This window comes from Dyella acidiphila (assembly GCF_014863405.1).
GTDB classification, from domain to species: Bacteria; Pseudomonadota; Gammaproteobacteria; order Xanthomonadales; family Rhodanobacteraceae; genus Dyella_B; species Dyella_B acidiphila.
In genome coordinates this window covers 188,083-200,301 of sequence record NZ_JACZZA010000010.1, presented here as the reverse complement: position 1 = coordinate 200,301, position 12,219 = coordinate 188,083, and the positions used below count along the sequence as shown (strand labels likewise).

At 61.6% G+C, this 12,219-nt stretch carries 9 protein-coding genes; 7 read left to right on the top strand and 2 right to left on the bottom strand.

What is annotated here, in order from left to right; all coding sequences use genetic code 11:
* Positions 1-146: 146 nt before the first annotated feature.
* Positions 147-881 carry a DUF6708 domain-containing protein gene (locus IGX34_RS16250; RefSeq protein ID WP_192556770.1) on the top strand — a complete coding sequence of 245 codons (735 nt, stop codon included), beginning with the start codon at positions 147-149 and terminating at the stop codon, positions 879-881.
* A 151-nt stretch (positions 882-1,032) separates the two neighbouring features.
* Positions 1,033-1,941, top strand: a complete 909-nt coding sequence (locus IGX34_RS16245; RefSeq protein ID WP_192556769.1) for a hypothetical protein — start codon at positions 1,033-1,035, stop codon at positions 1,939-1,941.
* A gap of 7 nt (positions 1,942-1,948) precedes the next feature.
* Here IGX34_RS16245 and IGX34_RS16240 read toward each other — a convergent pair whose 3' ends face one another.
* On the bottom strand, positions 1,949-2,509 hold the full coding sequence (locus IGX34_RS16240) for a class I SAM-dependent methyltransferase (RefSeq protein WP_225737519.1): 561 nt from the start codon (positions 2,507-2,509) through the stop codon (positions 1,949-1,951).
* A 261-nt stretch (positions 2,510-2,770) separates the two neighbouring features.
* On the opposite strand from IGX34_RS16240, the gene IGX34_RS16235 reads away from it, so the two are divergent.
* Positions 2,771-2,995 carry a hypothetical protein gene (locus IGX34_RS16235; RefSeq protein WP_192556767.1) on the top strand — a complete coding sequence of 75 codons (225 nt, stop codon included), beginning with the start codon at positions 2,771-2,773 and terminating at the stop codon, positions 2,993-2,995.
* Positions 2,996-3,058: 63 nt separating this feature from the next.
* On the opposite strand, the gene IGX34_RS16230 is transcribed toward IGX34_RS16235, so the two are convergent.
* Complete coding sequence (locus IGX34_RS16230) at positions 3,059-3,457, bottom strand: DUF427 domain-containing protein (RefSeq protein WP_192556766.1); 399 nt, start codon at positions 3,455-3,457, stop codon at positions 3,059-3,061.
* A 628-nt stretch (positions 3,458-4,085) separates the two neighbouring features.
* On the opposite strand from IGX34_RS16230, the gene IGX34_RS16225 reads away from it, so the two are divergent.
* The 4 genes from IGX34_RS16225 to IGX34_RS16210 all read left to right on the top strand — a co-directional run bounded on the left by IGX34_RS16225 (position 4,086) and on the right by IGX34_RS16210 (position 12,185).
* Positions 4,086-7,088, top strand: a complete 3,003-nt coding sequence (locus IGX34_RS16225; RefSeq protein ID WP_225737518.1) for a TonB-dependent receptor — start codon at positions 4,086-4,088, stop codon at positions 7,086-7,088.
* A 53-nt stretch (positions 7,089-7,141) separates the two neighbouring features.
* A complete protein-coding gene (locus tag IGX34_RS16220) occupies positions 7,142-9,358 on the top strand; it encodes a WD40/YVTN/BNR-like repeat-containing protein (RefSeq protein WP_192556765.1) in 2,217 nt (738 codons plus the stop codon).
* Positions 9,355-9,579, top strand: coding sequence for a hypothetical protein (locus tag IGX34_RS16215; RefSeq protein WP_192556764.1), 225 nt, complete (start codon positions 9,355-9,357; stop codon positions 9,577-9,579). The genes IGX34_RS16220 and IGX34_RS16215 overlap by 4 nt, the downstream gene beginning before the upstream one ends.
* A gap of 71 nt (positions 9,580-9,650) precedes the next feature.
* Entirely contained in the window at positions 9,651-12,185 is a 2,535-nt protein-coding gene (locus IGX34_RS16210; protein WP_192556763.1) for a glycoside hydrolase family 3 C-terminal domain-containing protein, read from the top strand.
* Positions 12,186-12,219: the final 34 nt, after the last annotated feature.

The window sequence follows — 12,219 nt, the reverse complement described above, 5'->3', positions numbered from 1 at the left end:
AACACGGTTCGGCCGCATAGCGCGTTGAATTATCGGCCACCGGCTCCTGAAGCTGTCCTGCCAGCCATCCAGGATGTACATCTGAAGCTCGCTGCTTAAACTAACCCTACATCTGGACCAGTTAGTGCAGGCCACTCAGTTTCCTTTTGGATTTTCATGATTTGGAACAATTCTTTTTCGGCATCGTGGCAATAGTGGTCATGCTGCTGATGTCTTTTTTTATGTTATTTATCATGCCGCGTAAGGATTTTTTTACGCGTACTCACTATCCGATTCGCTTCAATCGAAAAAAACGAATGGTTTATGTCTATCGTGACAAATGCGATGGCGGCGTATTGAGGATGCCTTGGGATGCGGGGTACTTCCACATAGGGCAGGGCATTCGCGACAAGGTGTATCTTGATCTGCGCTGCCATTTGCTGGATGGCGATATCGTCAAGGATACATTTCCAGTCGGCTTTTTCTTTGTTCCGCGCCAGGCTGTGCAAGAGTTGTGGGAATTTATCCGGGTTTATATGGAAGAGGGGCCCGAGGTGCTACAAGAAGATACGATTATTACTGCGACTCCCTCCCGAAGTTGGCGTAACAGTTTTGTCTTGGCTGGTACGCGTCTGTTGGCGTTCAATGACGCTCTGGTCGTTCTGCTTTATCCGTTTATTGTTTGCAGAGCCTTTTTCCGCTGGCTGGTAATGAAAAGCTGCCAGTTGCCATCGTGGCCCGTTGACATCGAGGAGGTTTGCCAAATTGAACCGAATGATCCGAATCAATTGGCGGAGCCCGCTTATTCCGGGCAGCCTGGTGAGGACGAAAAGGTTTACGCAAAAATGATGGTGAAACAAAATAGGTTGTTATCCAGACGCGCTCGTGCGGGAGACCGTTAGTTCACTGGTCGCGGTGGCGTAGCAAGATTTGGTTCGAGAATTTGAACGTAGCGATAAAGTGCTGTTCGCTGCTTGTTGGTCTTGGTGGTCCTGAGGTCTCTTTAATATGCAAGTTGCTAGAGAAAAGGCGTCTTCTTTCCCCTATCTGGTCATGCTGTGTGTCGTCATCGCGCATCTACTGCTCGATGCATTGGGCATCTACAGCATCCTTCACCTCGCCGCGCTGGCCGGCGACGACGATCACGATCGGTACGTCGATGCGTTCTACATGGCGCTGGGCAACGACATCGGCTTCCTGGTGATATCGGCGGCTTTCAGTCTGGCTGGCGCGCAGTGGATGCTGGAGCGGCGGCGCGTGGCGGGCCTGCCGGGTTATGCGGCTGCATGCATGGGTGTGTTGAGCGCAGTGCTTGGACTGGCGTGGAGTTTTGTTTCTGCGCATCTGATCAGAACCCTGGCATTGGCGCTTGCTTCGACCACCAGCATGCAGGTCGCCATGACCATCAGCGTGCTGATCGGCTACACGGTGGCGCCGTTGCTGGTGCTGTTTTCCATCTGGCTGCCATTCCGCTTGTGGCGTGCGAAGGAAATACCGGCGGTCGGGCTGGTCGATCTGCGCGCGCGTGGCTTGCTGCTTTTCGGCCTGTTTGCGTGGTCCTGGGTGATGCTGGTGCTCGGCTTTACGATTCCGGCGGCGGCGATCTACTACGCTTCCAGCGGTCTCGATCCTGCGCTGGTGCATATCGGCCCGTATGCAGGCTCGATGGTGCTCGCGTTGCCGGCGTTTCTGGGCGCGCTGATCGGCCTGCCGCGCAGCATGCCCGCCGTGCGGCCGGTGCGTATCTGGCTGGCTGCGCTACTGGCCATGCTGGTCAGCGCCATCGCCATGGTGGCGGTCGCTTTTGTGGCGGTGGAGCTGATGCGTGTCATCAGCGGCAGTGCTGCACAGAGCATGGGGATGTCTGCCGCGGTGGCGTTTGCGTGGCTGGTTATTGCCACACCGCTGTGCTGGCTGGTGGTGAAAGGACTGACCCGGCGGCTCGCCGACGTGGCAGCCTGAAGTTGGACTAGGCTTCGGCGGCAGTTCGTGCCGCCAGGCCGTAGTGGAAGGGGCAGCAATCGCCGAGATCCACCGGCTCGATCTGCGTAAAGCCGGCCTGCGCCAGCCAGGTTGCGCACATCTCGGCACTGGGGCGGATATCCATCGGCGGTCCGCGCGGCGTGGGTGTATCCGAGCGCCAATGCATGACCGAAACGGTTCCTTCGCTGCGCAATACGTGCCGTGCATGGCGCAGCAAGCGCACCGGTTCGTCCATATGCAGCAGGTTGTAAATCATCACGTGCGACTGGCTGCCTGGTGCGATGCCAAAGCCGTCGGCGACGAAATCGCGCACCTGCGCCTGGATATTCGGCAAGCCCAGCTCCGTGGCGCGCGCCCTGACCAGGGCCACCATCGCCGGCTCGATATCCAGCGTGGTGATCAGGCCATCGGTACGGCGCGCGGCGGCGAAGGTAAACGTGCCATAGCCGCAGCCCAGTTCAAGCGCGTCGCCGCCGGCTTGCGGCCATAGTTTGCGCAGGGCTTGGCCGGCGTCGAAAAACGTCGACCACAACGCCTCCTCGGGCATTCCGCTTTCCCGGCATTTCAACCGTGACTCCTCCTTGCACAAAACAGGGGAGAGAAGTAGCAGCGCCGCTAGTGTCGGTCAACTGCGTGGCCATTCATCGCGTCGGGTAAATGCTTGGGAATCATGGATTTATGGCTCAGCATGGCCGGCAGTGTCGCCAGCGAAGCAAAAAGTGACATGATGCGCCGGCTAAGCTCGACCTCCGCGGACGTCCCGCTCCGTCGATACATCCGAACGTGTTTCCTGTGCTTGGGAGAACGTATGTACAACCGCATCAAGCCCACCTTGACTGTCTATCCTTGCCGTCAGCGCTCGCAGCCCGAGCCGGCGCCGGAAGTAGACGCCGGCCTGTGGATGACCTGGGAAGCGGTCGAGCGCGAGCATTTCAGTCCGGCGGGTTCGCTGGAAGCCGATTTTTCCCAGCCGCTGGAAGTGGATCCGGCCCTGGTGAGGAATCATCGCTATGCGCCGGAGCCGGTTTCCTGAGCGCAGATTGACCCGGCGCCGCCATGCGCGGCGTGCGCCGTTGATATTCCCGTTGCGCCGGAATCAGCGATCGAGCAATTCGATCGCGTCGACGCGATTCGGATAGAAAGCCAGGTGGTCCCGGATGGCCGCAACGGCCTCATAAGGGTGCTCGTAGCTCCATACGACGTTTGCGCCGCGCTCGCCGGCTGCGGCGATGCTGTAATAGCTGCATTCGCCCTTGTAGGGACAGTAGGTGGCGTGTTCGGTGCGTTCCAGCAGCGCCATGTCGACATCCTTGCGCGGCAGATAGTGCACCGGCGGATAGTTGGCTTCCTTCAGCACCAGCGCATCGCGTGTATCGGCCACGATACGCCCGGCCATCTTCACCACCACCCGCTGGGTACCGGGTTCGATGCTGATCGGGTGATCTGGCCCGGGTTGTTTGACGATCTTGCCGCTGGATGAGCTTGCTTGAGTCATGGTCTTGGCCTCCTTCGCCATGATGGAGCGTACTGCTGTTGCACGCACGTCAAACAAAGGTTCGCCCGGCGTTTTCGCCACGCCGGTGCCATGTGACCTCTCCCGGCCTGTCAGCACGGCGCTTCGCAAGCTTGTCGTCAGGGACTGGTGATTGGCCTGTTCTGACAAGTCGCACTGTGAACCAGTTCACGTGCAGGCCGATCTAGTTCGCGTGAAGAACGCACTTCATAAAACACCCAGAGTCCATTCAGAAATTTTTTTTCCGGCGCGCGCCAGCGCGCGTAGCGGCAAGCACGTATCGCGTACTTGGCGGCGCGAACGAAAACACTTGTTTTCAGCTTGATTCAAGCGAAATCGGTTCGCTCGGAAGCAAGTAGCGAACAAAATTTAGATCGATGCATTGTGGCGACCGCAAATGAAGAAACATTACTCGTCGCCATTAATTTCGTAATTGTGTGCAATTAGGCCAGGTCGCAGCATCCGCACTGCCAAGCATCGCAAGGCCGGCTCACAAGGCTGTTAGGGGAATGCCGCCGGATGCGCCAGCCGGGCTGATCGCCCGAATCGACAACAACAGCTGATAGGCCATGGGCCTTCGGCACGGGTAACTGTGGGGAGAACGTCGGTCATGAGTAGCCAAATGCATGCATCGAAAATGCATGGCGTAATGCGTCCCTTGCTATCGGCAACCGCACCCAGCGCAAAGCTGGCGGCTGCGGTGGCGATCGGTCTGGCCCTGCTGTACGGCCCCGCGGCCGCGCATGCGCAGGATACGGGCAGCACCTCCGGCAGCAGCACTAGCGGCGCGCAGACGAGCAGCGCCAGCAAGAAGCCTTCCAACACCATCAATCCGGCCACCGACAAGAAAGACACCAAGAACCTGGCCCAGGTCAACGTAACGGGCATCCGCGCCAGCCTGGAGTCGGCGCAGCAGCTCAAGCAGAACGCCGACCAGATCGTGGATTCGATTACCGCGGTGGACATCAACGCACTGCCGGATCGCAGCGTTACCGAAACCCTGCAGCGCATCAGCGGCGTCACCATCGACCATTTCATTTCGCCCAACGACCCGGATCATCCGTCGGCCGAGGGCAGCGGCGTGGCCATCCGCGGCTTGTCGCAGGTGGAGTCGCTGCTGAACGGGCGCGACAGCTTCTCGGCCAACAACGGCCGCTCGTTGAGTTTCGAGGACGTGCCGGCTGAACTGATGTCCGGCGTGGACGTGTACAAAAACCCCTCGGCGGAGCTGATCGAAGGCGGCATCGGCGGCACGGTGAATTTGCGTACGCGCATGCCGTTCGATGCGCCGGGGCAGGTGGTGGGTTTCTCCACCGGTGTCAACGAAGGCGATATGGAGAAGAAGAGCAAGCCCTCCGCGTCGTTCCTCTACAGCAACCGCTGGAAGACGGAAAACTTCGGCGAAATCGGCGCCCTGGTGGACGTTTCCTATTCGGAACTGGCCTCGCGCACCGACGGTATTCAGGTCGAGCCGTACGTATTGCGCAGCGACGCACCGGTGCTTGCCGGCAGCAATTTCAGCCAGGTCTCGGTGCCGGGCGGTGCGGACTGGCGCACGCTGGATTTCCAGCGCCGCCGCATCGGTATTGCCGGCGCGCTGCAGTGGCGCCCGACCAGCGACCTGGAAATCTATTCGCAGTTCATCCGCTCGCGCTACACCATGTCGTGGCTGGAACACGGCGCCATTTTCAATGACACCAACAACGACATCGTTCCGGCCAACGGCACCACGTTCAACTACAACAACCAGGGCATTTTCCAGAGCGGCTGGCTGACCTCCGATTCCTGGCGCGCGGGCTTGAGCGGCGACGGTGTGCGCTTCGATACCGATACGCGCTACCAGACGCAGACCACCACCACCACCGACTGGTCGAACGGCTTCAAGTACAACCTCAACGATCACATGATCCTGAGCGGCGACTTCCAGCTGGTGAAGTCCACCAGCAACGAGCTGGATTTCACCGTCTTCCAGACCACCTATCTGCCGGGGCTGTTCCTCAATACCACCGGCAGCGGCGGCATGCCCAGCGTCACCGTCAACCCGGCTGGCTATACCGCCAATGCGGCGAATTATTTCTGGAACGCGGCGATGGACCATATCGAAAACGAGCGCGGCATGGAGCGCGCCGGACGTATCGATCTGGAATACGACTTCCTGGACAACAGCTGGCTGCAGTACATGAAGTTCGGCATCCGTGCCAGCGACCGCAGCGAAGACAATGTCAGCACGCCGTACAACTGGGGCGTGGTCAGCGATACCTGGGCACAGGTCAATACGCCCAGCGGCTTTGCCGGCGTCAATTACTACCCGACCAATGCCACGCTGTATTCGTTCTCGAACTTCTACCGCGGCAACGTCAATATCCCCACGCCGCTGTACTTCCCCAGCAATTCGCTGGTGATGAACTACGCGCAGGCCGCGCAGTACCTGCATTCGATCGGGGTGTCGTACGCCTGGAGCCCGATCCAGATCAACCAGGGCGACCTGAACGACCAGGGCGAGCGCACCAAGGCGGCCTACGGCGTGCTGTATTTCGGCAACGAGACCGCGCTGGGCATTCCCTTCGACGGCAATCTCGGCCTGCGCCTGGTGCGTACCGATGTGTCGGCCTACGGCTTCGTGCAGTTGCCCAATCTGACCAGCACCGGCGTGCCGGATGCGGAGAAGGCGCTCTGGAACGGTGCTTATTCGCCGATCAGCGCCGGCACCCATTACCAGGATGCGCTACCCAGCCTCAATCTGCGCTTCAAGCTTACCGACGATCTGCAGTGGCGTATCGCGGTGTCGAAGGCAGTGTCGCGCCCGGATTTCAGCCAGCTCGAGCCGTATGTGCAGCTGGGCTACGTGCTCAATGCCGACAACAACCAGGTAGTGCAGTGGAACGGCTACGCCGGCAATCCCAACCTCAAGCCGATGCGCGCCACCCAGTACGACACCGCGCTGGAATGGTATTTCTCCAACACCGGCCTGCTGTATACCACCGCGTTCTTCAAGGACATCAAGGATTACATTGCGCAGGAAACCGAGCCGGAGACCTATGACGGCCAGGTATTCAACGTCACCCGTCCGTACAACAACGGGCGCGGCCTGATCCGCGGTGCCGAGGTGGGCTACAACCAGTTCTTCGATTTCCTGCCGGGCTGGCTGAAGGGCTTCGGCGCGCAGGCCAATTTCACCTATGTCGACAGCATGGGCGGCATCAACAGCGCTACCAATCCGTATACCAACGAGGTGGTGACCGGCGTGGCCTTGCCGCTGGTGGGCCTGTCCAAGCGCAGCTACAACCTGGCCGCCATGTACGAAAACGGCGACTGGTCGGCGCGCCTGGCGTGGAACTGGCGTTCGCGCTATCTGCTGACCACCAGCGACGCCTCCACCCATCTGCCGACCTGGGCCGATAACTATGGCCAGCTCGACGCCTCGGTGTTCTATCACATCAACAAGAGCATGCAGGTCGGCCTGCAGATGAACAACCTCACCAATGCGACCACGCGCGTGCTGATGGGACCGACCAGCTACGGCAACGGCGTGGTGGACTATCACCTCTATGGCCGCAGCTGGTTCATCACCGACCGACGTTACGAGCTGGTGTTCCGGGCCTCGTTCGAATGATGGAAGCAAAGCGGCGCCGTGAACGCCCGCGCCGGCCTGGCCGGTGGCGGACGATGGCAGGTACGGTGCTGCTGCTCTCGCTGGCCTGCGCGCAAAGTCGCGCGCAGGCCAGTGACAGCCTGAGTTATCGCTACGAGAACGTGCGTATAGGCGGTGGCGGCTTCGTCAGCGGCCTGTTGTACCAGCCGGCGGCAAGCGGACTGCTGTATGCGCGTACCGATGTGGGCGGCGCGTATCGCTGGGATCAAACGGCGGAGCGTTGGACTCCATTGACGGATTGGCTGGGCGCTGCGGACGAAAATCTCTATGGCATCGACAGCGTGGCTGTCGATCCGCACGATTCGGACCGGCTCTATCTTGCCGCCGGCACCTACACATCTGCCTTTGCCGGCCATGCCGCGATCCTTCGTTCGCAGGATCGCGGTGCGCATTTCCAGCGCACCGATCTGCCGTTCAAGCTGGGCGGCAACGAGTTGGGGCGCAATAACGGCGAGCGTCTTACCGTCGACCCGAACGACGGGCGCATATTATTTCTGGGTTCGCGCGATGCGGGGCTATGGCACAGCGATGACCATGGTGAGCACTGGTCGCAGGTGACCAGTTTTCCCGCGGCGGCCACCTCGGAGGCGGCTACCGCGCAAAACCATTGGCGGCGGCAGTCGATCGGCATTGTGTTCGTGGTGTTCGATCCCGCCAGCGGCACGCGGGGCAGGGCCTCGCGCACGCTGTATGCCGGCGTATCCAGCAAAGGTACCAGCTTGTTTCGCTCCACCGATGGCGGCCGCAGCTGGACTGCGCTACCGGGGCAGCCAGTCGGGCTACGCCCCAACCATATGGTGCGCGCCGGCGATGGTGCGTATTACCTGAGCTACGGCGACGAGCCCGGCCCGGACAGCATGCATGACGGCGCGGTGTGGAAATACCTGCCGGATGCGCAGCGCTGGAGCGATATCACACCGTTGCCGCACGTGAGCGGCCAGCCCAGCGGCTATGGCTGGGGCGTGGTGGCGGTCGATCCGCAGCATCCGAACGTGGTGATGACGGCGACGTTTGCGCACTACACGCCCAAGGACGAATTGTTCCGCAGTGTCGATGGCGGCGCGCATTGGCAGGAAATCTTCGCCCATTCGCAGTTCGACTACAGCCAGACGGTATGGACGCGCGAGCACACGCCGCACTGGCTGGCCTCGATCGCCATCGATCCGCACGATCCGGACCGGGTGTGGTTTGTCACCGGTTATGGCGTATGGGTGTCCGATGACATGCGTGCCGCCGATCGTGGCGGCGATGTGCACTGGCAGTTCCAGGACCGCGGGCTGGAAGAGACGGTAGCGCTGGATCTGCTCAGTCCGCCGCAAGGTGCGCACCTGATCAGCGCGATGGGCGACCTGGATGGCTACCGCCATGACGATCTGGATGTCGCGCCTTTGCAGTTTGCCGCGCCGCCACGCTATGCCAATTCGGAAAGCCTGGACGAAGCCGGCCGTAAGCCGTTGTGGATCGTGCGCAGCGGACACCTGCGTTATCCGTTCGGCCCGGCGATTCGCGTGGCGTATTCGCAAGACGGCGGCGTGCACTGGCAGGCCTTCGCCAGCGAGCCGGGCCGTGGCCAGGATGCGGGCAGCGTGGCCATCGCGGCCGATGGCGGCAGCGTGGTGTGGTCTTCCAGCGACGCATCGGGCGCCTATCTCACGCACGACTTCGGCAAGCATTGGATCGAGGTGCAAGGTCTGTCCGGCCGCGCGCATGTGCTGAGCGACCGTTTCGATCCGCAACGGTTCTATGCCTACGACGCCGCGGCCGGCCAGGTGTTCGCCAGCCACGACGGCGGCGCGCATTTTCAGGCGGTCAGTGGTGTGCTGGCGAATGCGCTCAAGCCGCATGATGGCTTGCAGGTACATGCCGATCCGGCCGCTGCCGGCGCGCTGTACGTAGGCAGCCACAGCGGTGGCCTGCTGCACATGCGCGACGATGGCAGCCTGTTGGCGCGCATGGGTGAGCTCGACGGCGTGGACAGTTTCGGCTTCGGCCACCCGGCGCCCGGCTCGCAGCTGCCGACCTTGTTTGCCGCCGCGCAGCGCGGCAGCGTGCACGGCCTTTACCGTTCCACCGACGGCGGTGCGCACTGGCTGCGCATCAATGACGATCGACACCAGTATGGCCGCATCAGCCTAGTCACCGGCGATCCGCGCATCTTTGGGCGGGTGTACTTCGCCGGCAGCGGACGCGGTGTGTTTTACGGCGATCCCGGCGGCACGAGGCAGCCATGAACGCACGCCTGGTTGATGCCGCCTCGTCCATCCTGGGGATTTCCATGCATGCCTCCCTGCGCCGTCATGTGGTTGGTCTGTTCGCCTTGCTCGCCACGCTGTTCGTGCTGGGCATGTCGCTGCCGGCATCCGGCGCGGAAATGCTGAATAGCCATACTTCATGTCACCGGTGTGCCGCAGATGTTGCATATGTGGCTGGTCGACGACTGCTTGCGCTTTAGTACAGCCGCGATCTTTGTTCGCCGTCATTGGCGGGGAGGAGGGCGGTTATGGGAATAAGCAAGGATCCATCATGCATAGCTTTTTTTTGAAACGTATCGCGCTGTCGTTGTGCCTGGCACTCGCCACGTATGGCGAAGCCTGTGCTGATACCACCCCAGTCCCCGACAGCCCCGCCGTCGAACGGCGCGTGGACAACATGCTGGCCAAGCTCACGCTGGAGCAAAAAGTGGAACTGCTCAGCGGCGTCGACAATTTCTCCACCCACGCCGAACCGCAGCTTGGCTTGCCGGCACTGACCATGTCCGACGGTCCCTACGGTGTACGTGGCGTCGGCCCATCCACGGCGTATATGGCCGGCATCGGCCTGGCCGCCTCGTGGGATCCGGCACTGGCGCAGCGCGTAGGGGAAGCGATGGGGCGCGATGCGCGCGCACGCGGCATCAACTTTCTGCTCGGCCCCGGTGTGAACATGTATCGCGCACCGCAGAACGGCCGCAATATGGAGTATTACGGCGAGGATCCATACCTGGCCGGCAGCATGGCCGTGGGCCTGATCGACGGCGTGCAAAGCCAGGGCGTGGTGGCGACGGTGAAGCATTTCGCCGCCAACAATTCCGAATACGACCGCCGCCATCTCGATACGCATATCGACGAGCGCACCCTGCACGAAATCTATCTGCCGGCCTTCGAAATGGCAGTAAAGCAAGGCCATGTCGGTGCGGTGATGAGCAGCTACAACCTGGTCAATGGCGACTACGCGGCGGAAAACCGCGAGCTGGGTCATGACATCCTGCAACAGGATTGGGGCTTCGACGGCATCTACATGTCCGACTGGGGCGCTACTTCCGGCGCAGGCCACGATTGGATAAAGGCCTATAACGCCGGCCTCGACCTGGAGATGCCGGCGCCGGATGCATTCAGCGCACCGCGCCTGCTGGCCGCGTTGCACGACGGCAAGCTTTCCTCCGCCATGCTCGACGACAAGGTTCGTCGCATTCTGCGCACCGCGGTGCGCTTCGGCTTTCTCGACCGTCCGCAGAAAGATCTGACGCTGCCGTTGTTCAGCCTGCAAAACGACCGCGTAGCGCTGGAGGGGGCGCTGGAAGGACTGGTGCTGCTGAAAAACGACCGCCAGCAATTACCGCTCGATGCGGCGCACATCAAGACGCTGGCCGTGATCGGGCCAAATGCAGAGCCGGCCATTGCCAGCGCCGGCGGCAGCTCGCACGTGGATACCTTTCAGGCGCAGAGCCTGCTTGCGGGCATCACGCGTCTGGTCGGCGACAAGGTGCGCGTGTTGTACAGCCGTGGGCTGCCTTCGGCGATGGACGTGTTCAAGCAGTCGGTATTTACCGGGCCGGGCGGACAGCCGGGCTTGCTGAAAGAAACCTTTGCCAACGATGCCTTCCAGGGCAAGCCGGGTGCCGCCGGCGTCGAGCCGCACGTGGATCAATGGAAACCGGAGTTGTGGACCACGCCTGCCAAGCACCGGCAAAGCATCCGCTGGAGCGGCAGTTTCGTACCGCAGCACGATGGCCAATATCTGTTCCTCACCGCGGCAGCCAGCGAAGACACCTATGTTTTGTACGTCGACGGCAAGCCGGTGATCACCCAGCCGCATCGCGAAGGGCAGGCACCGCTGTACGCCACGCTGACCTTGCATGCCAGGCAGCCGGTATCGATCCGCCTGGACTACAAGCCCGATGTCGACTACAGCCGCATGGGCCTGGGCGTGATCGCCATCGACGACCTGATTGCGCCGGATGCGCGCAAGATGGCGGCGCTGGCCGATGCGGCGGTGGTGGCGGTGGGCTTCGACCCCAGTTCGGAGAGCGAAGCCTATGACCGCACTTTTCAATTGCCGTGGGGGCAGGAAGCCTTGATCGACGCCGTGGCCGCGGCCAATCCGCATACGGTCGTTACGGTGACCTCCGGTGGCGGCTATGCCACTGCGGATTGGCTCGAACGGGTGCCGGCCTTGTTGCAGAACTGGTATCCGGGGCAGCAAGGTGGCACCGCCATGGCGCAGGTGCTGTTTGGCGAACATGCGCCCGAAGGCAAGCTGCCGATCAGTTTCGAGCGCGCGTGGGCCGACAATCCCGTGCACGACTGGTATGACGCCGCGCCGTATCCGGCCGGCAGCCGGCCGAGCGTTACGTATGGCGAAGGGGTGTTTCTCGGCTATCGCTGGTACAGCAGCCATCCGGATAAACCTCAGCCGCTGTTTGCGTTCGGTTATGGCTTGTCCTACACCAGCTTCGCCTTTGCACAGGTGGCAGTGAAGCTGCTGCCGAACGAGGAAGCGGAGGTGTCGTTCGATATCCGCAATACCGGGCAGCGTGCCGGTGCGGACGTGGCCCAGGTGTACGTAGGCGATCCTTCGGCCGCGGTGGCACGTCCGGCGCGCGAGCTGAAAGCGTTCCGCAAAGTGCGCCTGCAGCCGGGCCAGACCCAGCATGTGAGCCTGCACCTGGATCGCCGCGCCTTTGCCTATTACGACGTGGGCAGCCATGGCTGGAAGGTCGATCCCGGCTTGTTCAAGATTTATGTCGGCGACGCTTCCAATAACACGCCGTTGCAGGCGGACGTAACGTTGACTCACTGATTTGCACGCACTCGCACCGTCGCCTGGCCTTGGT